17 protein-coding genes are annotated in these 23309 nt (G+C 69.4%); 9 read left to right on the forward strand and 8 right to left on the reverse strand.

The features are described 5' to 3' along the window. Positions 1–6: 6 nt before the first annotated feature. From CEK29_RS11355 to CEK29_RS11365, 3 genes are all read right to left on the reverse strand, one after another. A complete protein-coding gene (locus CEK29_RS11355) occupies positions 7–564 on the reverse strand; it encodes a carboxymuconolactone decarboxylase family protein (protein WP_094858138.1) in 558 nt (185 codons plus the stop codon). Between the two features lie 125 nt (positions 565–689). Continuing rightward, positions 690–1712 carry a Bug family tripartite tricarboxylate transporter substrate binding protein gene (locus CEK29_RS11360; RefSeq protein ID WP_094858139.1) on the reverse strand — a complete coding sequence of 341 codons (1023 nt, stop codon included), beginning with the start codon at positions 1710–1712 and terminating at the stop codon, positions 690–692. A gap of 115 nt (positions 1713–1827) precedes the next feature. After that, positions 1828–2925 (reverse strand): mandelate racemase/muconate lactonizing enzyme family protein, encoded by a 1098-nt coding sequence (locus tag CEK29_RS11365; protein WP_094858140.1) that lies wholly within the window; start codon positions 2923–2925, stop codon positions 1828–1830. A 94-nt stretch (positions 2926–3019) separates the two neighbouring features. Between CEK29_RS11365 and CEK29_RS11370 the strand changes: the two genes are divergently transcribed. After that, on the forward strand, positions 3020–3913 hold the full coding sequence (locus CEK29_RS11370) for a LysR family transcriptional regulator (protein ID WP_094799874.1): 894 nt from the start codon (positions 3020–3022) through the stop codon (positions 3911–3913). 74 nt (positions 3914–3987) lie between these two features. Here the strand turns inward: CEK29_RS11370 and CEK29_RS11375 are convergent, their stop codons facing one another. Next, a complete protein-coding gene (locus tag CEK29_RS11375; protein ID WP_094799875.1) occupies positions 3988–4185 on the reverse strand; it encodes a hypothetical protein in 198 nt (65 codons plus the stop codon). An 87-nt stretch (positions 4186–4272) separates the two neighbouring features. Here CEK29_RS11375 and ku point away from each other — a divergent pair, with 87 nt between their 5' ends. Further along, positions 4273–5361, forward strand: a complete 1089-nt coding sequence (gene ku / locus CEK29_RS11380; RefSeq protein WP_094858141.1) for a non-homologous end joining protein Ku — start codon at positions 4273–4275, stop codon at positions 5359–5361. Between the two features lie 2 nt (positions 5362–5363). Then, positions 5364–8051 carry a DNA ligase D gene (gene ligD / locus CEK29_RS11385; RefSeq protein WP_094858142.1) on the forward strand — a complete coding sequence of 896 codons (2688 nt, stop codon included), beginning with the start codon at positions 5364–5366 and terminating at the stop codon, positions 8049–8051. A gap of 104 nt (positions 8052–8155) precedes the next feature. Here ligD and CEK29_RS11390 read toward each other — a convergent pair whose 3' ends face one another. From CEK29_RS11390 to CEK29_RS11400, 3 genes are all read right to left on the reverse strand, one after another. Further along, positions 8156–12931 (reverse strand): response regulator, encoded by a 4776-nt coding sequence (locus CEK29_RS11390; protein ID WP_255176135.1) that lies wholly within the window; start codon positions 12929–12931, stop codon positions 8156–8158. A 137-nt stretch (positions 12932–13068) separates the two neighbouring features. After that, entirely contained in the window at positions 13069–13908 is an 840-nt protein-coding gene (locus CEK29_RS11395; protein ID WP_094858144.1) for a c-type cytochrome, read from the reverse strand. 7 nt (positions 13909–13915) lie between these two features. Further along, on the reverse strand, positions 13916–14353 hold the full coding sequence (locus tag CEK29_RS11400) for a c-type cytochrome (protein ID WP_249279018.1): 438 nt from the start codon (positions 14351–14353) through the stop codon (positions 13916–13918). A 143-nt stretch (positions 14354–14496) separates the two neighbouring features. Here CEK29_RS11400 and coxB point away from each other — a divergent pair, with 143 nt between their 5' ends. The 4 genes from coxB (at position 14497) to CEK29_RS11420 (ending at position 19103) form a co-directional block, all read left to right on the forward strand. After that, on the forward strand, positions 14497–15501 hold the full coding sequence (coxB, locus tag CEK29_RS11405; RefSeq protein WP_094858145.1) for a cytochrome c oxidase subunit II: 1005 nt from the start codon (positions 14497–14499) through the stop codon (positions 15499–15501). Next, positions 15498–18053, forward strand: a complete 2556-nt coding sequence (locus CEK29_RS11410) for a cbb3-type cytochrome c oxidase subunit I (RefSeq protein WP_255176136.1) — start codon at positions 15498–15500, stop codon at positions 18051–18053. The genes coxB and CEK29_RS11410 overlap by 4 nt, the downstream gene beginning before the upstream one ends. A gap of 2 nt (positions 18054–18055) precedes the next feature. Further along, complete coding sequence (locus CEK29_RS11415; RefSeq protein ID WP_094858146.1) at positions 18056–18400, forward strand: hypothetical protein; 345 nt, start codon at positions 18056–18058, stop codon at positions 18398–18400. A 73-nt stretch (positions 18401–18473) separates the two neighbouring features. Beyond that, positions 18474–19103 (forward strand): NAD(P)H-binding protein, encoded by a 630-nt coding sequence (locus CEK29_RS11420; protein WP_094858147.1) that lies wholly within the window; start codon positions 18474–18476, stop codon positions 19101–19103. 4 nt (positions 19104–19107) lie between these two features. Here CEK29_RS11420 and CEK29_RS11425 read toward each other — a convergent pair whose 3' ends face one another. Then, positions 19108–20268, reverse strand: coding sequence for a cystathionine beta-lyase (locus CEK29_RS11425; protein WP_094858148.1), 1161 nt, complete (start codon positions 20266–20268; stop codon positions 19108–19110). Between the two features lie 92 nt (positions 20269–20360). On the opposite strand from CEK29_RS11425, the gene CEK29_RS11430 reads away from it, so the two are divergent. Both CEK29_RS11430 and CEK29_RS11435 read left to right on the forward strand, forming a co-directional pair. Further along, complete coding sequence (locus CEK29_RS11430; protein WP_094799884.1) at positions 20361–20846, forward strand: Lrp/AsnC family transcriptional regulator; 486 nt, start codon at positions 20361–20363, stop codon at positions 20844–20846. A 125-nt stretch (positions 20847–20971) separates the two neighbouring features. Continuing rightward, the gene (locus CEK29_RS11435; protein WP_094858149.1) at positions 20972–23254 is read left to right on the forward strand and encodes a molybdopterin-dependent oxidoreductase; all 2283 of its coding nucleotides are present in this window, start codon (positions 20972–20974) and stop codon (positions 23252–23254) included. The last annotated feature ends 55 nt before the right edge of the window (positions 23255–23309 follow it).

Genomic DNA, 23309 nt, shown 5'->3' on the forward strand with positions numbered 1-23309 from the left:
ATTCGCTCAGTGCTCACCGTGCGCGAGCTCGAGCGCCACCACATCTTCCGCGGCCACGCCGAGCGCTTCATTGAAGCGCTTGAAGAAGCTGCACAGTGCGATGCGGATGGTCAGCTCGACGATCTGTTCTTCGCTGTAAAAGCGCTGCAGCCGGGCGTAGAACGCATCCGTGACGTGATTCGGAGTGAGCGTGACCAGCACCGCGTAGTCGCGCACGACGAGGTCGTGCTCGTCGAGACCCGGCACGTCGGGATCGAGCAGATGGTCGATGGCTTCCTGCGAGATGCCGTGCGAGGCCAGCTTGGGCTCGTGCAGCGCCACGCAGTAATGGCAGGCATGCGCCTTGGAAGCGGTGAGCAGCGCGATCTCGAGGTGCCGCGGCGTGATCAGGCCATCCTTGCGCGACTCCACCAGATACGAGAACAGGTGCTTCAGGGCCGGCGGGCGCGGCGCGAATGCGTTGAGCATGTTCGCGTACGGGCCGTAGTCGGTGAGCAGTTGATCGAGCAGGGCGGCGGTGGCGGGATCCAGCTTGGCGGGATCGTGGGGAGAGAGGCGGGACAAGACGGTTTCCACAACGAGTGAAGCAGGCGCCTATCCTAGGCCTGTCCCGCGCCGGAACGAACGACCGATCCCTTGTATCTATATGCGTTGCGGTGATGAAGCGGGGGCGGAACCCCCGCTTTCACTCATTCGGCCTTGATGCCGCCGCGCTGGATCACGTCGCGCCACTTGGCCACATCGGCGCGGATGCGGGCCTCGAACTCCGCCGGCGTGCTGCCCAGCGGGGCGAAGCCCAGACCGGCAAGCTTGTCGCGCAGCGCGCCTTCGCGCACTGACCTGGCCAGCGTGGTGGACAGCTGCTCGATGACAGGCGCGGGCACGCCCGCGGGCGCGATCAGCCCGAACAACGGAGAGATGTCCACGCCGGCCAGGCCCGCTTGCGCGAACGTGGGTACGTCGGGCAACTGTCTGGCGCGCTGCGCGCCGGTGACCGCCAGCGCGCGCAGCTTGCCGCCCTTGATGTGCTCGGCCAGCGTCGGCACGGTGCCGAAGGCGAACTGCACCTGACCGCCGAGCAGGTCGGTGAAGACCGTGCCGCCGCCACGGTAGGGCACGTGCAGCACGTTGATGCCGGCCTGCTGGCGCAGCTGTTCGCCGGCAAGATGCGGCGCGCTGCCCACCCCCGCCGACCCGAAGGACAGCGAGCCGGGCTGCGCGCGGGCGAGCGCGATGAACTCGGCGAGGGTGTTGGCCTTGACCGAAGGATGCACCACCATCACGAAGGGCGCGGTGGCCATCAGCGAAATCGGCGCGAAGTCCTTGAGCGTGTCGTAAGGCAGCTTGTCGCCGAGCAGGCCGGGATTGATCGTGAACGTGGAGTCCACGATGCCGAGGGTGTAGCCATCCGGCGCGGCCGTGCCGACGGCGCGGGTGCCGATCGTGGTGCCGCCGCCGCCGCGATTTTCGACCACGAAGGTCTGGCCCAGCGCTTCCGCCCAGGCTTGGCCGGCCATGCGCCCGAGCGTATCGGTGGCCGCGCCAGGCGGGTACGGCACGATCAGTCGCACGGTCTTGTCCGGGTAGCCGGCCCCCGGACGGCTGGCCCCCGGATGGCCGGCCCCCCGGGCCGGCAGGGCCCACGGCGAGACGACGGCGGCGGCCGCCAATGCGGTCGAACGGATCAGAAAGCGGCGGCGGTGCAGGGTCATGGTTGTCTCCTGTGATTGTTCTGAGGGGCGATGCGGCGGTGTCCGGCGTAGCGCTGGGGCGTGTGTGTCGTCGGATGCCGCTTCGACGTCGAACGTATCGACGCCCGTCGCCGTGTCACTCGCTGTAGCGGCCTTCGGCCAGGGCGGGTTCGGGGTCGGCGCCCAGTCCCGGGGTGTCGGGAACGGCGAGGCGGCCGCGCTCGATGGGCACGGTGGCGCCATAGGGCACGTGGGCCAGCTCGACATACAGGCGTTCCAGCGAGACCTCATGCGCCTGCGCGGCGATCAGGTGCAGGCTGGCCAGAAAGCCCGGGCCGAAGAAGGCCACCTGCGGCGCGCACGCCACCGCGGTGCCTGCGCACGCACGCGAGATCTCCCACGCGGCGGTGAGGCCAAGCTTGATGACGCTGGGTTGCACGTAGTCGGTGGCCTCGGTGGCGATCATGCGATGCAGGGCATAGGCGCTGCTGGCGTTCTCGCCGACGGCCACGGGCACGCCGCAGACGGCTTTGAGTCGGGCCAGCGCCTGGGCGTCTTCGGGCGGCCACAGCGGCTCTTCGATCCAGAAAGGGTCATGCGCACGCATCGCGGCGATCTCGTCCTCGGCCTGGCCGGGCAGCCAGGCGCAGTTGGTGTCGACCATGATGGGGATGCCGGGGCCGGTGGCGGCCCGCGTGGCGCCGACCGCGTCGGCCGTGCGCTCGTGCAGTTTGATCTCTTCGTACCCCTCGGCGAGCGCCTGCGTCGTGACCGCGTGCAGGCGCTCGGCGTTGCCGTAGTACTGCAACAGCGAGGCATACACGCGCACGCTGTCGCGTTGCTTGCCGCCGAGCAGGGCGTAGAGCGGCTGTCCGGCGCGCTTGGCGCGCAGATCCCACAGCGCGATATCCAGGCCGGCCAGCGCATGCACGACCGGGCCGGAGCGGCCGAGGTTGTGCAGCACGCGTTGCATGGTGGGCAAGAGCGTGTCGTCGTCGGCGTTCTTGCCGCAGGCGAGCGGCGCGATCAGCGTCTCGAAGATGGCGGGAAGCGCGCGCGGCTCCACGCAATACGACTCGCCCCATGCGACGGTGCCGTCCTCGGTCTGCACCCGCACGAGCGCGCTGTCGAGCTTGTCGCGCGGGCGTCCGGCGAAGAGCGGCGCGGGGCTCCAGTGATGAAACGGCAGGCGCATCGGAATGCAGGTGACGGACGTGATGGTATTGGCGGACATCGTGGCGGCGATAGCGTAGGAACGGAATCGATTGTGGTGCGCGCGATTTCATATGGTCAAATAGATAAATAAACTGATTCCATACGGATTTCATATGATCAGCCGCCGCGAACTCACGCTGTTGCGCGCCATGTACCAACACGGAACCGTCACGGCCGCGTCGGCCGCGATCGGCATGACGCAGCCGGCCGCGAGCGCGCTGCTGCGCGATCTCGATACTCGGCTCGGCTTTGCCTTGTTCAGTCGGGAACATCGCCGGCTGCAGCTCACCAGCCAGGGTCGCGCGCTCATCCCGGAGGTGCTCAATGCCCTGGCCGGGATCGAGTCGGTGGACCGGCTGGCCAGCGACATCCGGTACGGGGCCCAGGCGCGTCTGGCGATCGGCGCCGTGGCGATTGCTGCGACCAGCCTGTTGCCGCCCGCGCTGGCGGCCATGCGGCGTGCGCACCCCGGCGTCGCGGTCACGGTGCGCGCCGGCACCGCCCTCGAGATCATCGACATGGCCGCCGATCATCGGATCGATCTGGGGATCATGGTCGGCAACCTGGCCGACGGCGATCGCGTCGCGGGTGAGCGCCTGGCCTCGCTCGCGCTGCATGCGGTGTTCCGCGCGGATCACCCCTATGCGGCACGGCGCCGCCTGACCCTCGCACAGGTGGCCGACGACGGGCCGATCGTGCTCGCCACGGCCTTGCCGGCCGGACGCGCCACGCGGCAGGCGCTGGAAGCGCGCGACCTGCCATATCGGCCGCTGATCGAGGTGGGGCAGTCGTCGGCGGCCTGCGCGCTCGCCGCCGAGGGATTGGGCGCGGCCATCGTGGAGAGCCTCGGCGCGCTGCATGCGCAACGCCTGGGTCTGCGGACGCGCCTTCTGTTGGCGCTGGACGACCCCGCGCTCACGGTGGTCTGGCCGCGCGACCGCGCCATGAGCCCGGCGGGCGAGGCCTTGCGCGAGGCGTTCCGCGACGCGGCCGCGCGCGGAATCTGACGGCCGCGCCCTCTGACGCGGGCGGGCGCGGACTCCAAGCGCGCGCAGCGGGCAGCGTCGCCTGGGCCGGGGTGTCAGCCGGGTGGTGCGCGCCGCGCCGTGTCGTCTTCGGGCGCGACCCGGTCCACCGAGACATCGGGGTAGGCGATACGGGCGGCGGCTTCGGCCTGGGCGGCATCGGGGTAGCGGCCGCGGTCTTCCTGTACGCCCAGCAGCGCGATGCTGCGGAACGACCATTGTCCATCGGGATGTTGAAAAACTTCGACGATCATGGCGATACTCCGTCGGGTATGAGGCTTGCTGCGCGATCGGGTCGAACCGGGCGTGAGGCACGCCCGACGCTCAGCGCAGGAGACATCATGGCATCCACTCGAACGATCTGGAAAGGGGCCATTTCCTTTGGCCTGGTGCATATTCCCGTGGGCTTGCACACCGCGACGACGGAGTCCGGCGTGGACTTCGACTGGCTTGACAAGCGCACCATGGACCCCGTGGGCTACAAGCGCATCAACAAGCGCACGGGCCGCGAGATCGATCGCGATTTCATCGTGAAGGGCGTGCAATACGAAGACGGCAAGTACGTGGTGATCTCGCCGGAAGAGATCAACCAGGCCTATCCGCGCACGACGCAGACCATCGAGATCGACCGCTTCGTCGACGCGGCGGACGTGCCCTTCCTGTATCTGGAGCGGCCCTACTACCTGGCGCCCATCAACAAGGGGCACAAGGTCTACGCCTTGCTGCGCGATACGCTGGCCAAGACCGGCAAGATCGGCATCGCGCGCGTGGTGATCCAGACCAAGCAGCATCTCGCCGCGCTGATTCCTTCCGGCGATGCGCTGGTGCTCGATCTCATGCGCTGGGGCGACGAGGTCAAGGCCGTGGATGAGCTGGACCTGCCCAGCGGCAAGTCCGCGACGCCCAGTGCCAGCGAGCTGAAGATGGCGAAGATGCTGGTCGAGGACATGAGCGCGCCCTGGAATCCGGACGATTTCAAGGACGAGTTCAAGGACGCGATCATGAGCCTGGTCGAGAAGAAGGCCAAGGCGGGCGAGGGCGAAACGGTATGGGAGCCCGAGGAAGAGGCGCCGAGCTCGAGCGATAACGTCATCGACCTGACCGAGCTGCTGCAGCGCAGTCTGAAGTCGCGTGGCGCGGGCGGCAAGAAGTCGGGCTCGGACAGCGCGACGGTGACGCCGGTGCGCAAGGAAGAGAAAAGCGCCGCCAAGACGACGAAGAAGACCGCTGCAAAATCCGCCTCGGCCAAGAAGGCCGCAACCAAAACGTCCGCCGGCAAGACCGCCTCCAGAAGCAGCAAGTCGGCCGGCAAGAGCGCGACCAAGACCGCGGCCAAAGGATCGGCGAAATCGGCGTCCAAATCAGCCGGCAAATCAGCGAGCAAGACCTCGCGCGGCAATGGTGATGCGCGTACGCGCAAGGCGGCCTGACCATGGCCGATACGCTCAAGACCTATCGCGAGAAGCGCGACTTCAAGGTGACCTCGGAGCCAGCGGAGGGCGGCGATGCCAATCCCGACGCGCTCGCGTTCGTGGTGCAGAAGCATTGGGCGAGCCGCCTGCATTACGACTTCCGCCTGGAGCTGGACGGCGCCATGAAGAGCTGGGCGGTGCCCAAGGGGCCCACCTATGACCCGACGGTCAAGCGGATGGCGGTGCAGGTCGAGGATCATCCGATCGCGTACAACCAGTTCGAGGGCGAGATACCCAAGGGCCAGTACGGGGCGGGCAAGGTCATCATCTGGGACGAAGGGATATGGCAGCCGCTGTCCGATCCGCGCAAGGGCTACCGCGACGGTCATCTCAAATTCGAGCTGCACGGCTCCAAGCTGCACGGCCGCTGGGCCCTGGTGCGCATGAAAGGCAAGGGCGAGAAGCAGGTGCCGTGGCTGCTCATCAAGGAGAAGGATGCGCTGGCCAAGCCCGAGAGCGAATTCAGTCTGGTGGACGAGTATCCGGACAGCGTGGTGCCGCTGCGCGGCGAGCCGCGCAAGGCGCCGGCAGCCGACGCTGCGGCAGCCGATGCTGCGGCAGCCGACGCTGCGGCAGCCGATGCTGCATCATCGAGCGCAGCCGGCGACGCGGACCTGCCGGGACGCGCCGCGCCGTTGCCCGACACGCTGCGCCCGCAGCTGGCGACGCTGGTCGAACGCCCGCCGCATGCGCCCGGCGAGTGGATTCACGAACTGAAGTTCGATGGCTATCGCGTGATGGCGCGGCTCGACCGAGGCGAGGCCCGGCTCTACACCCGGAACGGCCACGACTGGACGGCGCGGATGCCGCAACTGGCCCGGGCAATCGCCGCGTTGCCGGTGGAGAACGCCTGGATCGACGGCGAGATCGTCGTGATGGCCGATGACGGCAATCCCAGCTTTCAGGCGCTGCAGAACGCCTTCGACGAGGAACGTGCCGAACGCATTCTGTACTACGCTTTCGATCTGCCTTACGTGACCGGCCGGGATCTGCGCGAGGAGCCCTTGTGGCGCCGGCGCGAGATCCTCGAGCAGGTGATCGCGCGCGGCGAAGAGCCGCTGCGCTTCAGCGCGGCCTTCGACAAACCCGTCTCGGACCTGGTGGCCTCGGCGTGCAAGCTGGGCCTGGAGGGCATCATCGCCAAGCGGCGCGATGCGCCGTATGTCACACGCCGCAGCGATACCTGGATCAAGCTCAAATGCGCCCGGCGCCAGGAGTTCGTGATCGCGGGCTACACCGAGCCTCAGGGCACGCGCGTGGGGCTGGGCGCGCTGGTGCTGGCCGTGCATGACCAGGAAGGCACGCTGCGTCACGCCGGCAACGTCGGCACCGGTTTCGATGATCGCATGCTCGCGGATCTGGTGGCGCGCCTGAGCAAGATCGAGCGCGCCGACAGTCCGCTCGCGCCGGGCGCCAAGCCCGGCCGCAAGGTGCACTGGGTCGAGCCGCGTCTGGTGGCCGAGGTGTCCTTCGGCGAATGGACCGGCGCGGGTCATGTGCGGCATGCCGTGTTTCGCGGACTGCGCGAAGACAAGCCGGCATCGGCGATCGTGCGCGAGACGCCCGAGCGCGGGGCTGGCGCCGCGGACACGCAGGCGGAAGATGGCGGCAAAGCCGACCGGCGCACCCAGGCCGCCAGAACGGCCAAATCCTCGAAAGCGGCCGGGTCCACGACAAAGGCCGACGCCGCGGACAACGCGGCCGCCGGCGAGTCCGGCAAAAAAACAAAAGCCTCGAAGGCCGACGGCGCCGCTCGGGCGGGCCAGGACGACATCGGCGCCCGCGCCAAGCCGGGCCGGCTAACCAGCCCCGATCGGGTCATCGACGAGCAATCCGGTGCGACCAAGCTCGATCTTGCCCGCTATTACGCGCTGGTCGCGCCGCAGATCCTGCCGCATCTGGCCGGGCGGCCGACCTCGTTTCTGCGCGCGCCGGCGGGCATCGGCGCGGCGATGTTCTTCCAGAAGCACCTGGAACACGCCATGCCCGGCGTCCTCACCCTGCCGCAGGAACTCGACCCCGATCATCCTCCCTTGCTCGAGGTGCCGAGCGACACGGCGCTGATGTCGGCCGTCCAGATGAACGTGGTGGAGTTCCATACCTGGAACGCCCACAAGGACGCGATCGACAAGCCGGACCGCATGGTGTTCGACCTCGATCCGGGCGAGGGCGTGCAGTGGACCGCGGTGGTGGAGGGGGCGCAGCTGGTGCGCACGCTGCTGCAGGAACTCGGCCTGACCGCCTGGCTCAAAACCAGCGGCGGCAAGGGGCTGCACGTGGTGGTGCCGCTACGGCGCCAACATGATTGGGACACCGTGAAGGGCTGCGCGCAAGCCATCGTGCGGCACCTCGCGCAGACCGTGCCGCAGCGTTTCGTGGCAAAGAGCGGTCCGCGCAACCGGGTGGGCAAGATCTTCGTCGACTACCTGCGCAATGGCTTCGGCGCCACCACGGTGGCCGCCTGGTCGGCCCGTGCGCGGCCCGGGCTGGGCGTGTCGGTGCCGCTGGCCTGGGACGAACTGAAGTCGCTCAAGCGCGGCGATCAATGGACGGTGCGCAACATTCATGATCGGCTCGACGTCGGCGATACGCCTTGGGACGACTACCGCCCGCAGTCGCTCGCGGCCGCGCTGGACGCGTTCAAGTAGGCAAGTTCGGGTGCGACCCGGCCGCTGACGCCGCAGCCCGGCCTGGGGCGGCGGTGGCGGCGGCCGGGTCGTGCGCAGACGCACGCACAGGCGCAGGCCCGGGCTCAGACCTTGACGGTCGGCGTGGCCACCTGAGCCTGCAGCGCGTCCAGCAACTGGTCGGGCGTGTAGGGCTTGCGCAGCTGGCGGGCGCTGCGCAGCTGCGGATACACACTCAAGCGGTCGCGTTGATCTTCGTCGGAGGTGACGAGGACGACCAGCGCCGGATTCAGCATCCGGGCCGCGGCGGCCACCTCGAGCCCCGAACCATCAGGCAGGGCCGGATCGGTGACCAGCACCTGGAACGCATGCCGGTCGAGCAGCGCATAGGCCTCGGCCACGCCGCCAGCGCCATAGGCGTCGGCGTCGCGCCCCTGAATCAGGGTGCAGGCGTGCGAACGGGCGTCTTCGGCGGCGTCCAGGACCAGCACGCGGAGGTCGCGCAACGGGTTCGGCGCCGCATCCACGGCATCGGCCGCAATGGCCGCGCCGGCCCGCGCCGCCGCCTGCACGACGCCGCGCGCATCCAGCACCTGCCGCACGCGTTGCGCCAGCGCCGCCGCGGTGTAGGGCTTGGACAGCAGATCGATGCCCTCATCGAGCCGGCCGCCATGCACGATCGCGTCGGCCGCGTAGCCCGAGGTGAAAAGCACCGCCAGATCGGGCTGCCTGGCGCGCGCCAGTCGCGCAAGCTCCGGGCTGCGCAGCGGCCCCGGCATGACCACATCGGTAAAGAGCAGGTCGACCGCGGTGCCGGCCTCGAAGATGCCATGCGCGCTCTGCGCATCGCGGGCTTCCAGCACGCGGTAGCCCAGCCCGGTGAAAAGATCGACCACCGTGGCGCGCACCGCGTCGTCGTCCTCGACCACCAGCACCGTCTCGTTGCCGCCCTGCGTGTCGGCGGGCAGCGGCGCATGAACGGGCGCTTCGGCCTGTTCGATACGCGGCAAATACAGTTTGACCGTGGTGCCGCGACCGGGTGCGCTGTCGAGCTGCACATGGCCGCCCGTCTGTTTGACGAAGCCATACACCATGCTCAGCCCCAGGCCCGTGCCCTGGCCCTCGGGCTTGGTCGTGTAGAACGGCTCGAACACGCGCTCGAGCAGGGCTTTGTCGATGCCGCAGCCGGTGTCGGTCAGGGCGAGCGTGACGTACTGGCCCGGCCGCAGCGCGCCTTCATGATCGCGCGGCGGCAGCGTGACGTTGTCGGCCGCGACGATCAGCGAGCCGTGGCCTTCCATGGCATCGCGGGCGTTGATGGCAAGATTCAGCAGCGCGTTTTCCACCTGATGGGGATCGGCCAGGGTGTGCCAGAGATCGGCGGGGATGCGCAGATCCACCTCCACGCCGTCGCCCACGGCGCGGCGCAGCATGTCTTCGAAATCGTGCAGGAAACGCGCCAGGTTGATGACCTTCGGGGCGAGCGGCTGGCGCCGGCCGAACGCGAGCAGTTGCGAGGCCAGCTTGGCGCCGCGTTCGACGCCGGCCAGCGCGTTGCGCGCGCGCTGCTGGCCGCGGGGATTGTCGGCCAGGTCGCGCTGCAGCAGTTGCAGATTGCCGCCGATCACCTGCAGCAGGTTGTTGAAATCGTGCGCCACGCCGCCGGTCAGCTGGCCCACCGCCTCCATCTTCTGCGACACGCGCAGGGCTTCCTCGGCCTCGCGCAGCGCCTCGGCGGCGGCCTTGTCGGCAGTGATGTCGCGGCCGACGCCATGGATGCTGTTGGCCGCGGCGTCGAAGGACCAGGTCCAGGCCACCCAGCGCCACTCGCCGGTCGCGGTGCGCAGGCGGTGCTCGGCGTGCTGGCTGCCGGCCCCGGCGCGCAACGCGGCGAAGACGGCGCCCGCGCCCGCCTCGTCATCGGGATGCACGAGACTGCCGTAGCGCTGATCGGCCAGCGCGGTGTCGGGATAGCCGAGCCGCTGTCTCCAGGACGGGCTGAGACGCGCCAGATGCCCCTCGCCGTCGCAGATCACGAGCAGATCGTCGCTGTGCTCCCACAGGCGGTCGCGCTCGGCCACGGCGTCGGCGATGCGGCGTTCCAGGCTGTTGTTGAGTTCGCGCAGCGCCGTTTCGGCGCGGGCGCGCTCGGCGATCTCGCGTTGTGCGGCCTGATACAGCATCGCGTTGTCGATGCCGATGGCCGCCTGCGCCACGATCCCGATGACCAGCCGCTCGGCGCGCTCGTCGAAGGCCTGCGGCTCCGGATGCACCAGATAGAGATGGCCCATCAGGCTGCCGTCGCGCCCGCGCACCGGCGCGGAGAGGTAGCTGCGGGGGGTAAGCGCCAGACCGGGCAGCATCACGTGCGCCTCGGCCAGATCATCGTGACGCAGGACACCGATTCCGGTCGGCCAGGCCGGCAGGCGCGCGGCGCAATGGTGCCCGAGTAGTCCGTGGTCGCCCGCGATGGCCAGGCGCGGCTGCGACGGCGCGGCGTCGGGCGCGCACGGGTAGGTGAGCAGCCCCAGGGCGGCGCCGGTGAGCTCGGTGGCCGCGCTGATCACCGCCTCGACCGCGCGGGTCATGTCGAACTCGGCCGCCACCACCGCGCCCACATGGTTCAGGACCTCGAGGGTGCGTGCTTCGTCGGCCAGCCGGCGGGCCGACTCCTGCCGCAGCCGGTTGAGCCGGAGATTGCCGCTCACGCGCGCCAGCAATTCGCGCGCGGAGAAGGGCTTGATCAGATAGTCGTCGGCGCCGGCGCGCAGGCCGTCGACCGAGGCTTCTTCGCCGGCGCGCGCCGACACGAGCAGGACCGGCACCGTGTTGAGCGTGGGATCGGCCCGCAAGGCGGCCAGCAGCCCGAAGCCATCGAGCCGCGGCATCATGACGTCCGACAGAATCAGGTCCGGGCGCTTGCGGCGCGCCTGCGCGAGCGCGGCCATGCCGTCGGGCGCGGCCTCGACGTCGTAGCCGGAGGCCAGCAGAATCCGGCCGATGTAGGCGCGCATGTCGTCGTTGTCGTCCACCACCAGCACGCTGCCGCTCTGTGCCGCGACGCCGGTGGCGTCCGGGCGCAGGTCGGCGACGGCAGTGCTGTCTAGGTAAGCGCTCGCCAGCGCCGGCGCGCTGCGCGCGGGCGTGTCGCTGGCCACATGCAGCGGTGGGCCGAGCGGCAGCCGCAACGCCATGGTGGTACCGACGCCGATCTCGCTGCTGGCGCTGACTTCGCCGCCGTTCAGGCGCACGAACTCCTGCACCAGGGCCAGGCCGATGCCGCTGCCTTCGATGCTGCGGCCCTGCGCGCCCGCCACCCGATGGAAGCGGTCGAACACCCGGGGCAATTCTTCCGAGGCGATGCCCAGTCCGGTGTCGGCGATCTCGACCTCGGCGTGCTGGCCGTCGGCACTGGCGCGCACCGACACGCGCACGCCGCCGTCGTAGGTGAACTTGTAGGCGTTCGACAGCAGATTCAGGATCACCTTTTCCCACATTTCGCGGTCGAGCATCACGGCGCGCGGCAGCGGCGGGCAGTCGATGTCGAAGGCGAGCCCGGCTTTTTCCATGGTCGAGCGGAACAGCGCGGCGAGGTCCGCCGTGACCGTGGACAGATCGGTGGGCTGCAGATCGAGCTGGACGCGTCCGGCTTCGATGCGCGAGAAATCCAGCAGCGCGTTGACGAGCTTGAGCAGGCGCAGACCGTTGCGGTGCGCGAGCTCGACCGGCGCGAGGCGGGTGGGATCGAGCGTGGCCTCGTTCAGCAGGTCTTCGAGCGGCGCGAGCATCAGCGTGAGCGGCGTGCGGAACTCGTGGCTGATGTTCGAGAAAAACTGCGTTTTGGCGCGGTCGATTTCGGCCAGGGCCTCGGAACGGCGGCGCTCCTGTTCGTAGGCGCGGGCATAGCGCAGCGAGGCCCCGATCTGCGCGGCGGCCAGATCCAGAAAGTGTGCGTATTCGTGGGTGTAGAGCCGCAGCGGGTTCAGTCCCACGACCAGCACGAAGGCGGGCTCGTCTTCGCTGGTGGCCCGAATCGGCAGCAGGGCCGCCTGCTTCGGCGGCCGCTCCCAGATGTTGGCGGGCAGGGCGCCGGGAAAGCGGGTGTCGAGCTGGTCCACCAGAATGGGTTCGCCGCGGCGCAGCGCCTCGGCGCAGGGCCAGACCGCTTCGGCCAGCGCGAGGCGGGCGGGGGCGAGCGCCGAGTCCGGTTGCGCACCGCACAGTGCCGTCAGCTCCGCCCCGTTGCTTTGGGGTTCGATGGCATAGATCAGGCCGAAGACGATATCCTGCGGATTGACGGCGAAGGCTTCGCCGCTCAGGCGGCAGGCATCGCGCCAGTCGGCGGCCTGCGGCATGACGGTGGCCAGCTCGCGCAGCAGCTTGAGCTGGCGGTCGCCCACCACGCGCCGGGTGTCGTCGCTATTGGCGCAGATGATGCCGCCGATCGAGCCATCGTCATTCGGCAGCGGCGTAAACGAAAACGTGTAGTACGTTTCCTCGGGATAGCCGTTGCGCTCCATGATGAGGAGCTTCTCTTCTTCGTACGTGCCTTCGGCCCGCGTCACCGCCGTATGCAGCAGCGGCTCCATGTAGTGCCAGATTTCGTGCCAGACCTCGCGCGTGGGCTGCGCCATGGCGGCCGGATGCCGTGCACCGAGAATCGACTGATAGGGATCGTTGTACAGAAAATGGAAGTCCTCGCCCCATGCGATATAGATGGGTTGCCGCGAGGTCAGCATGATGCGAACCGCGGTCTTGAGGCTTTGCGGCCAGCCCGCCGGATCGCCCAGCCGGGTGCCGCGCCAGTCGTGCGCGCGAAGCAGGGCACCGGCCTCGCCGCCCCCCGCAAGAAAGGCCCGCGGGTCCGCGCCAGCTGCGGCGACGGTGAGGGTATCGGGCACGTACGACTCCTTGATGCAACGGGATGGCTGAGGGGACGATGACAGCGGCGCAGCCGAATCATAGAACCCTACTGACATCCCTGACCAGATCACAGAAACCGCCGACGACATTAAGTATCCAGTCGTGTCGGCGGTGCTCACTCTTTGTCCAGCGTTCCCAGAAAGGCCGCCATGTCGCGCGCATCCTGTTCCGACACGTCCAGGTCGGGCATGGCGGTGCCCGGCGCGTGGCGGCCCGGATCGCGCAGCCACGCCGCCATGGTCTCGGGGGTGTTCGGCAGCGTACCGGCAATCAACGGCCGGTTGGCCATGCCCGCCAGCGACGGCCCGACGTCGTACTGCGCGCCGACGACGCCCGGGATCGCATGACAGGTGGCGCACAGATATTGATGCATGGCGTCCCGGCCGGCGCGCAGATCGGCGGGCCGCTCCGCGGGCGGGTCGGCCGCCGGCACCGGCCTGGCGGCGCGCGCCTGCTTGCGGTAGTCCGCCGGCGAGAGCTCGGGCAGCGTGCCCATGAAAGCCACCACGTCCCAGATCTGCTCGTCCTCGAGCCGGTACCGCCAGGCCGGCATGCCGGTCATCTTGATGCCGTTGCGGATGACCCAGAACATTTCCGGTGCCGGCCAGGTGCGTGGCGTCTGGGCCAGCGCGGCCGGCGCCGGATTCAAACCGAGCGCGAACGGCTGCGGCGCCACGCCCGGCGCACCGTGGCACTGAACGCAATGCTGTTGATACAGCGCGAGCCCGCGTTGTACCCGGCCCGGATCATCGAGCGGCGGGGCTTCGATGCCGGCGGCGCGGACGGTGATGGCCCGCTTCAAGGCCACATCCAGCACTCGGTGCACCGGCGCGGTGTGCTGGCCGGTGGCGCTGATGTCGTAAACGCCGAAATAAATGGCGGCGGCGCCGCCCAGGCCGGCGAGCAGGCCGGCGCTGGCGAGCGTGAGCAGAACGATGCGCAGAGTCTTGGACATGGGCGCCTCAGTCCTGTGCCAGCAGGTAGGCGGCGATGTCGGCGGCATCGCGCCGGTCCAGGCCGTGGGAGGGCATCGCGGTCCGCGGGTCGATGGCCGGCGGGTCGATCAACCAGCGCACGAGGTTGTCGGGCGTGTTGGGCAGCTTGCCGCCGATGTAGGTTCGCTGAGACAGGCCCTCGAGCGTGGGGCCGACCTGCGCCGTGGGCGACCGCAGGCCGGGCACGCTGTGACAGGCGGCGCAGCCCAGCTCGGCGATGCGCGCGCGGCCGCGGGTCGCGTCGGCGGCGGGCAGGGCGCTGGCCGACGGGGCGGCTGCCAGGGGTTCGGCCGGATCGCCACAACCGGCCAGGGCCAGCAACAGTGCCGGCAGCAGCCCGAGGCGCGCCGGCGGCGAGGGTCGACGGAGAGCCCGAAGGCCGCCGGAGCGAGGACTGACAGGCACGAAGCGGAATCCTTTGAGGCGTGGCGCGGGTTGGCGGGCCGGCGCGGCCCGGGGAGCTCGCGCGGTCGGGGCTGGAACGCCACGTGCTGATGAGCGCGCCAACCTGTCTGATCCCAGCCAGCAAGCCGCATGCCAAAGGAGAAATGACTATCGCCCCGCCGCTTGTGCGTTCCTGTCCCTGGCTGGCCTCGATACCGGCCACCGTGTGGGCCACCGATGTCCGGGCCAACGACCAGTCCGCGCTCGCGCCGAAGGGCGAGGCCGCCGCCCGCATCGCCGAGATGGCCTGGGTGATGACGATCGGCGCGACGCTCATCTTTCTGCTGGTGGCCGTGCTGCTGTGTCTGGCCATCTGGGGCCCGGCCGCGGCACGCCGCAGGATCCGGCATCGCGCGCTGATCATCGGCGCCGGCGTGGCGTTTCCCACGGTCGTGCTGACCGCGCTGCTGGTCTACACCCTCGGGCCCGACCTGCATGAGCCCCGCGAGGAGGACACGCTCCACGTGGAAGTCACCGGCGAAATGTGGTGGTGGCGCGTGCGCTATCACGACGCGCGGGGCGGCCTGTTGTTCGAGACGGCCAACGACATCCGTATTCCTGCCGGCGTGCCCGTGGTGTTTACCCTGAAGGCGGCCGACGTGATTCACAGCTTCTGGGTGCCCAGCCTGGGCGGCAAACGCGACATGGTGCCGGGCCACGTGAACCGGCTGCGGCTGCGTGCCGACGCGCCGGGGGTCTATCAGGGCCAGTGCGCCGAGTACTGCGGGGCCCAGCACGCACGCATGCGGCTGGAGGTGCACGCGCTCGAAGCGGGCGCCTTCGAGGCCTGGATCGATGCACAGCAGCGGCCGGCACGCGAGCCCGATACCGCGCTGCTGCGCCAGGGCCGCGAGCGCTTCCTGGTCTCGTGCGCCGAGTGCCACACCGTGCGCGGCACGGCGGCGGCGGGCACCTCCGGCCCGGATCTGACCCATCTGGCCGACCGCCGCACGCTTGGCGCCGGTCTACTGCCCAACAATATCGGCACGCTCGCCGGCTGGATCGCCGCGAGCCAACAGCTCAAGCCCGGCAACTTCATGCCGTCCTTCGACACCTTCAGCGGCGCGGAGCTGCGCGCCCTGGCCGCCTACCTGGACAGTCTCGAGTGACCTCTATTCCTCAGAATCACGCCGCGCACGCCGCGCACGGCCAGCTGCCCGATCCGGCGCCCCGGCCGGACGGCGAGTACGAGCAACTGGCCCGCGTCTGGGCGCGGCCCAAGGGTTGGCGGATCTTCTCCGACGTCAACAACACCACCATCGGCCTGCTGTATATCGGCACGGCGCTGCTGTTTTTCATCCTGGCCGGCATTCTCGCGCTGCTGATGCGGGCGCAGCTGGCGCTGCCCGATAGCGGCCTGATCGGCCACGAGCTCTACAACCAGCTCTTCACCATGCACGGCACGGTGATGATGTTTCTGTTCGCCGTCCCGGCCGTCGAGGCGGTGGCCGTGCTGTTGCTGCCCAATATGCTCGGGGCCCGCGATCTGCCGTTCCCGCGGCTGTCCGCCTATGCCTATTGGGCCTATGCGATCGGCGGGCTGGTGTTCTTCTGCAGCCTGTTCGTCGGCCTCGCGCCGGACGGCGGCTGGTTCATGTACCCGCCGCTCACCAGCTCGACGTATTCGCCGGCGGTCAACGCGGACCTCTGGCTGCTCGGCATCGGCTTCATCGAGATTTCGGCCATCGCCGGCGCGATCGAGCTGGCGGTCGGCATCCTGCGCACCCGCGCGCCGGGCATGACGCTCGAGAAGATGCCGATCTACGCCTGGGTCATGCTGGTGTTCTGCGGCATGGTGCTCATCGCCTTTCCCGCGGTGATCGTGGCCACGCTGCTGCTGGAAATGGAGCGCGCCTTCGGCATGCCGTTCTTCATGGTGGAGAAGGGCGGCGACCCGCTGTTGTGGCAGCATCTGTTCTGGTTCTTCGGCCATCCCGAGGTCTACATCATCTTCCTGCCGGCGGCGGGCATGGTGTCGATGATGATCCCCGCGCTTGCCGGGGTGCCGCTGGTCGGCGACCGGCTGGTGGTGATGGCGGTCGTGGGCACGGGCTTCGTGAGCTTCGGTCTCTGGGTGCATCACATGTTCGCGACCGGGATTCCCGCGCTGTCGCTGAGCTTCGCCTCGGCGGCGAGCATGGCGGTGGCGGTGCCGACCGCGATTCAGGTGTTCGCGTGGATCGCGACGCTGGCGGCGGCCACGCGCCTGCGCCCGATCAAGACGCCCATGCTGTTCATTCTGGGCTTCTTCTTCGTGTTCGTGATGGGCGGGCTGACGGGGGTGATGGTCGCCGTCATTCCGTTCGATCTACAGGCCCACGACAGCTATTTCGTGGTCGCGCATCTGCACTATGTGCTGTTCGGCGGCATGGTGCTGCCGCTGTTCGCGGCCTTCTATTACTGGACGCCCTTCGTGAGCCGCCGCGCGCTGTCCGAGCGCATGGGCCGTTGGGCGTTCTGGCTGATGTTCATCGGCTTCAACGTCAGCTTCTTCCCGATGCATTTCACCGGGCTGGCCGGCATGCCGCGGCGCGTCTACACCTACGCGGAGAGCCAGGGCTGGACGGAACTCAATCTGGTGTCGACCGGCGGCGCGTTGCTGATCGCGGCCGGCGTGCTGGTGTTCCTGATCGACCTCGCGCGCAACTTCCGCCCGTCGGTCGATGACAATGCCGGCAATGTATGGGGCGCGGGCACGCTGGAGTGGCTGCCCAATGGCCAGTATGGTGTGCGCAGCGTGCCGGTGGTGCGCAGCCGCGAACCGCTGTGGGATCAGCCGGGGCTGGCCGAGGAGGTCGAAGCCGGCCGCTACTATCTGCCCGGCGCGCCGACGGGCCGACGCGCCACGCTGGTGACGAGCGCGGTCGACGCGCGGCCGGAGTATGTGCTCGAGTTGCCGGGGCCCGGCTGGAAGCCCATGCTCGCCGCGATCGGCACGGCCGGCTTCTTCCTGCTGCTGACCTTCAAACTGATCGTGCCGGCGGCGCTGTTCGGCCTGCTGGCGATCGTCATGATCTGGGCCTGGGTCTGGCGCGCCGAGCCCGGGCCGGACGGGCGAGTGGTGGATGTCGGGGGCGGTCTGCGCCTGCCGGTCTCGTGCACCGGGCCGCGCTCCCATGCCTGGTGGGCGATGGTGATGCTGCTGGTCGTGTGCGCCAGCATTTTTGGTGCGTTGATCTTTACCTATCTCTTTCTGTGGACGACCTCGCCGCCCGGATGGGCCGATCTGGCGCGCCTGCCCGGCGGCTGGCGGCCGTGGCTGGCCGGCGGCCTGGCGCTCGCCTGCTGCGCCTTGCTCGAGTGGGCCGGCGCACGCTTGCGGCGCGGCGCACAGACCGGCGTGCGGATCGGCGTGCCGCTGGCGGCGCTGTGCCTGGGCCTGTCGGCCGGGGTGGAAGTCGAGGGCCATTGGCGCGCCGGGCTGCGTCCGCAGGACTCGGCGTATGCCGCCGCCGTCTATGCGCTGGCGGGCGTCCAGGCCGTGTTCGCGGGCATCACCGCCATGATGGCGGCGTTCGCCGTGGCGCGCTCCTGGGCCGGCGTGCTCACCGAGGGCCGGCGCGCCAGCTTCGACAGCCTGCGGCTTTATGCCGCGTACAGCGCGGCCCAGGCCATCGTGGCGCTGACGCTGGTGCACGGCTTTGCCCGGTGGGTGGGCTGACCATGGCCCTGTCCTCGTCCACCCGCGCCACCCTGGCCACGCTGTTCGCGCCCACGCTGTGGTTCGTGCATTTCCTTGCGGTGTACATCATCAATGCGCTGGGTTGCGCGCGGGGGCAGTGGCAGACGCCCTGGCTCGGCCTGCCCGCGTCGTCGTGGATCATCGTGGTGGTCAGCGTGCTCTCGCTGGCGGCGATCGCACTCGTCTGGTATCGGCAATCGACGCGCGGACCGCAAGAGGGCAGCCTTCGGTTCCTGCTGTGGCTGACCGGCGCGCTGTCGCTCCTGTCCGCACTGGCGATCGTGTGGGAGACAATACCGGTATTGATGGTGCCGGCATGCGGCTGATGGCACGTAACGGAGTGCGCCGCGGCGCCCTGCGCCACTTGGGCCCGCGGCAAGACATTCAGAGGGGCGCGATATGAAACTGTTGTTGGTCGGGGCGACCGGCCTGGTCGGCAGCCACGTACTGCGCCTGGCGCTTGCCGATACGCGCATCGACGCGGTGGTGGCGCCGGTGAGAAGGGCGCTGCCCGAGCATCCCAAGCTCGATGCGCCGCGGATCGACTACGACCACCTGCCCGCGACGGCGGCGTGGTGGCGCGCCGACGCCGTCATCTGCACGCTGGGCACGACGATCAAAAAAGCCGGGTCGCAGGCGGCGTTTCGCCGGGTCGATCACGACTACGCGCTCGAGGTCGCCCGCCACGCGCACGACGCCGGCACGCCCGTCTATGCGCTCAACTCCGCCATGGGCGCGGATCCGGATTCACGCTTTTTTTACAACCGGGTCAAGGGCGAGCTGGAAGCGGATCTCGCGCGCGTCGGCTTCCGTTCGCTCACGTATGTGCGCCCCGGCCTGATCGGCGGCGACCGCCAGGAGCCGCGCCTGGGCGAACGGCTGGGTCTGGCGGTGCTGGGGGCGCTGGGGCCCGTGCTGCCCCGGCGCTACCGGATCAATCCCGCCGAGCGTATCGCGGCGGCGCTGCTGGACGCGGCCGTCTCGCCACGCCCGGGCGTGCACGTCGTCGGGTCCGACCGCCTGGTCTGAGCCCTCAGCCGCCGTCGAGGCCGGCCAAGGCCTGCCGCAGGTCGTCGATCAACTCCTGGGTCTGCTCCAGGCCGATGTTCAGGCGCACCAGCCGCCCGGCGTAATCCCGGTTCGGCCGCGCGAGCTCGGGATACGACAAGGCCAGGCTCGTCACGCCACCCCAGCTCATGCCGATCTTGAACAGCTGCAAGGCGTCGATGAACGCGGCGACCGCGGCCTTGTCGTAGGCGTCGCGGAACAGGATGGAGAACACGCTGGCCGACCCGGTGAAGTCGCGCTTCCAGACCGCGTGGCCGGGGCAGTCGGGCAGGGCGGGGTGATACACCGCCTCGATCTGCGGCTGCTCTGCGAGCCAGCGGGCGATTTCCAGCGTGGCGCGCTCGAGGTGATCCAGACGCAGCGCCAGTGTCTGCAACCCGCGCAACGCCAGGCTGCAATCATCGGGCGAGGCGGCCATGCCCAGCTGCTGGTGCGTGTCGCCCACCCGTGTCTTGAGCTCCGCGTCGCGCACCGACACCGTGCCCAGCAGCAGGTCGCTGTGGCCGCCCACATACTTGGTCAGCGCCTGGATGCTGATGTCCACGCCGTGCGCGAAGGCGTCGAACAGCACGCCGGCCGCATAGGTGTTGTCGAGCGCGACCGTCACACCCCGGGCGCGGGCCGCGGCGCAGATCGCGGGCACGTCCTGGATCTCCATCGTGACCGACCCCGGGCTCTCGGTCCAGATCAGCGCCGTCTCCGGGCGGATCAGTGCGTCGATGCCGGCCCCGATCAGCGGATCGTAGGCTTCGATCGTGACGTCGAAGCGGGCGAGCAGGCCGCGCGCGAGCTTGAGGTTGGGCCCATAGGCACTGTAGGGCACCAGCACATGGCAGCCCGGTTTGCACACGGACAGATAGACCAGCGCGATGGCGGCCTGCCCACCGGGCACCACGAAGGTGTGATGCGCGCCTTCGAGCTGCGCGATGCGGGCGCCGAGTTCCAGGGTCGTGGGCGTGCCGTACACCCCGTAGGTATAGCCATGCTGGTCCTGGCGCCAGCCGTCGCGCACGTCGGCCTGGCGCTCGAACAGTACCGTAGATGCCCGGTGGGTGGGCACCGTAAGCGAGGCGAAGCCCTTGGGGGCGAGGGATTGAGGCTGGACGAGTCGCGTGCGCCAATGCATGTGAGGCTCCATGAACGAGGTGCCCGTAATTTATTGCGCCCGGCGCGATAAGTGGATGCGATCTGTCCGATTCATATGAGAAAATTTCTCGCATGAAACCGGCCAACCTGCCTGACGACTTTGACCTGGCCCTGCTGGCCGCCTTGCAGCAGGACAACCAGCTGCCGCTGCGCGTGCTGGCCGAGCGCGTGCATCTGTCGACCGCGTCGGTCCAGCGGCGGCTGCTGCGTCTGCGCCAGGCCGGCTTCATCCAGGCCGACGCGAGCGTGATCGACCCCGAAAAGCTCGGTCAGGTCATCACCCTGATCGTCGAGGTGCACGCCGACCGCACGCAGTCGGCCGACCTCGACCGCATGAAGCAGGATTTCTCGGGGCCGCAGATTCAGCAGTGCTACTACGTGACCGGCGAGGCCGACTTCCTGCTGGTGCTCACCGTGCCGAGCATGACCGTGTTCCAGGCGCTCGCCCAGCGGCTGTTCCACGACAACCCGAACGTAAAGTGGTTTCGGACCATCGTGGTGCTGGAGCGCGTGAAGGCGACCCTGCATGTGCCGCTGCCGGGTCGCGCGCCGGGCTGAACACCGACCGGGGACGGCTGCACAGCGCCGGCCTTCCAGCGCCGAATGGGCGCTGAGGACTTTTCCTTTATGCTGCGGCAAAAGCCCGGGCGTTCCCGTTTTTCCGCAAGGTCGGTCTCTCATTCATGTCACGTCTACGCAGTCCCTCGCTCGCGCACTGGGGCGCCTTTACTGCAGTCACGGAGAACGGCCGCCTGGTGGCCTGCGAGCCGTTCGGGCCCGACCCCGAGCCCTCGGCCATGCTGGCCTCGATTCCGGAGATGGTGCATTCGCCGCTGCGCATCCGGCGCCCGGCCGTGCGCAAGGGCTGGCTCGACGGCAATCGCGAGCGCGAAAACGACGAATACATCGAGGTGTCGTGGGAGCGCGCGCTGGCGCTGGTCGCCGACGAGCTCGCCCGCGTGCGCGCCGCCCATGGCCCGGCCGGTATTTTCGGCGGATCCTACGGCTGGTCGTCCGCCGGCCGCGTGCATCACGCGCGCAGCCTGATCCGGCGCTTCCTGTTTCAGGGCGGCGGCTGCGTCGACCAGATCGGCAACTACAGCTGGGGCGCGGCTCAGTTTCTGCTGCCGCACGTCATCGGCGGCACCAGTCCGGTCAGCGGGGACGTCACCGACTGGGACAGCGTGCTCGGCAATACGCGCCTGATCGTGGCCTTCGGCGGCATTCCGGTAAAGAACAGCCAGGTCACATCGGGCGGCGCAGGCCTGCACAACCTGTCGGGCTGGCTGCAGGAGGCGCAGGCGCGCGGCATCCGACTGGTCGCGATCACGCCCACGCGCGCCGACATTCCCGAAGGCAGCAATGCCGATTGGATCGCCATCCGTCCCAACACCGATACCGCGCTCATGCTCGCGATGGCGCACACGCTGATCGTCGAGGGGCGGCATGACGCGGCGTTCGTGGCCACGCATTGCACGGGCTTCGAACGCTGGGCCGCCTATCTGCGCGGCGAGACCGACGGTCAGGCCAAGAACGCGGCGTGGGCCGCGGCCATCACCGGCGTGCCGGCGGACACGATCCGGGCGCTGGCGCGCGATCTGGCAACGCAGCGCAGCCTGCTCACCGCCGCCTGGTCTTTGCAGCGGGCGCAGTACGGCGAGCAACCCTATTGGGCAATGATCGCACTGGCCGCGCTGGTAGGGCAGATCGGCTTGCCGGGCGGGGGTTTCGCCTTCGGGCACGCCTCGCTCAACGGCGTGGGCCAGCCGCGCCGCGTCGTGCCGGGACCGGAAGTGCCGGTGCCGCGCAACCCGGCACAGCTCGCCATTCCGGTCGCGCGCATTACCGACATGCTGCTGGCGCCTGGCGCCGAGTACGAATTCAACGGCGAGCGCCATGCCTATCCCGATATCAAGCTTATCTATTGGGCGGGCGGCAATCCTTTCCATCACCATCAGGATCAGAATCGCCTTCGCAGCGCCTGGCGCACGCCCGAGACGGTGATCGTGCATGAGTCGTGGTGGACGCCGCTCGCGCGCCGCGCCGACATCGTGCTGCCCGTCACCACGCCGCTCGAGCGCGCCGACGTCGGCGGTTCGTCCCGCGATCCCTACGTGTTCGCCATGCACCCGGCCATAGCGCCGCAGGGTGAGGCGCGCAACGACTTCGACATCTTCGCCGAGCTGGCGCGGCGGGCGGGCTTTTACGAGGCCTATACCGCCGGGCGCGACATCGATGGCTGGTGCCGTCATGTGTACGAAGGGATGCGCGGCGGCTGCGCCGAGCGCGGCGTGACCCTGCCGCCCTTCGATGAATTCTGGGCGCGGGGCTACGCCGAGGTGCCGCCGCCCGAGCGCCCCTATGTGCTGTATGAGAACTTTCGCCAGGATCCCGCGGCGCACCGGCTGCGCACGCCTTCGGGCCGCATCGAGCTCTACTCGGAGGTGATCGCCGGCTTCGGTTACGACGATTGCCCGGGGCACCCGGCCTGGCTCGCGCCCACGGAGTGGCTGGGCGCACCCGCGGCGCGCGACTGGCCGCTGCATCTGCTGACCAACCAGCCACGCACCCGGCTGCACAGCCAGCTGGACCCCGCGTCGCTGTCGCGTGCGGGCAAGGTCGCGGGTCACGAGGCAGTGGCGCTCAACCCCGACGACGCGGCCGAGCGCGGCATTCGCGCGGGCGATGTGGTGCGCCTCTACAACGCCCGCGGCGCCTGCCTGGCCGGCGCGGTGCTCGACCCCGGCCTGCTGCGCGGCGTCGTCATCATGGCCACCGGTGCATGGTCCGATCCCGACGGCGATCTCGACCGTCACGGCAATCCCAACACGCTGACCGCCGACGTCGGCACCTCGCGGCTCACGCAGGGGCCGAGCGCCCAGACCGCGCTGGTGCAGGCGGAACGCTACGCCGGACCGGCGGTGGACCATCGTGCCTGGGTGCCCCCGGCGCTGCGATCGGCATGACGCGCGCGATCGGCTGAGTCCCATGCCGTCGGCGCATGCCGATCCAACCGGCGCC

The sequence above is a fragment of the Bordetella genomosp. 5 genome, from assembly GCF_002261475.1.
GTDB lineage: Bacteria > Pseudomonadota > Gammaproteobacteria > Burkholderiales > Burkholderiaceae_B > Bordetella.

Bases quoted from the DNA above. Each gene is read 5' to 3' on its own strand.
- CEK29_RS11360 (WP_094858139.1), bottom strand. From the start codon at position 1,712: ATGACCCTGCACCGCCGCCGCTTTCTGATCCGTTCGACCGCATTGGCG.
- CEK29_RS11365 (WP_094858140.1), bottom strand. From the start codon at position 2,925: ATGTCCGCCAATACCATCACGTCCGTCACCTGCATTCCGATGCGCCTG.
- CEK29_RS11370 (WP_094799874.1), top strand. From the start codon at position 3,020: ATGATCAGCCGCCGCGAACTCACGCTGTTGCGCGCCATGTACCAACAC.
- CEK29_RS11375 (WP_094799875.1), bottom strand. From the start codon at position 4,185: ATGATCGTCGAAGTTTTTCAACATCCCGATGGACAATGGTCGTTCCGC.
- ku (WP_094858141.1), top strand. From the start codon at position 4,273: ATGGCATCCACTCGAACGATCTGGAAAGGGGCCATTTCCTTTGGCCTG.
- ligD (WP_094858142.1), top strand. From the start codon at position 5,364: ATGGCCGATACGCTCAAGACCTATCGCGAGAAGCGCGACTTCAAGGTG.
- CEK29_RS11395 (WP_094858144.1), bottom strand. From the start codon at position 13,908: ATGTCCAAGACTCTGCGCATCGTTCTGCTCACGCTCGCCAGCGCCGGC.
- coxB (WP_094858145.1), top strand. From the start codon at position 14,497: ATGACTATCGCCCCGCCGCTTGTGCGTTCCTGTCCCTGGCTGGCCTCG.
- CEK29_RS11415 (WP_094858146.1), top strand. From the start codon at position 18,056: ATGGCCCTGTCCTCGTCCACCCGCGCCACCCTGGCCACGCTGTTCGCG.
- CEK29_RS11420 (WP_094858147.1), top strand. From the start codon at position 18,474: ATGAAACTGTTGTTGGTCGGGGCGACCGGCCTGGTCGGCAGCCACGTA.
- CEK29_RS11425 (WP_094858148.1), bottom strand. From the start codon at position 20,268: ATGCATTGGCGCACGCGACTCGTCCAGCCTCAATCCCTCGCCCCCAAG.
- CEK29_RS11430 (WP_094799884.1), top strand. From the start codon at position 20,361: ATGAAACCGGCCAACCTGCCTGACGACTTTGACCTGGCCCTGCTGGCC.
- CEK29_RS11435 (WP_094858149.1), top strand. From the start codon at position 20,972: ATGTCACGTCTACGCAGTCCCTCGCTCGCGCACTGGGGCGCCTTTACT.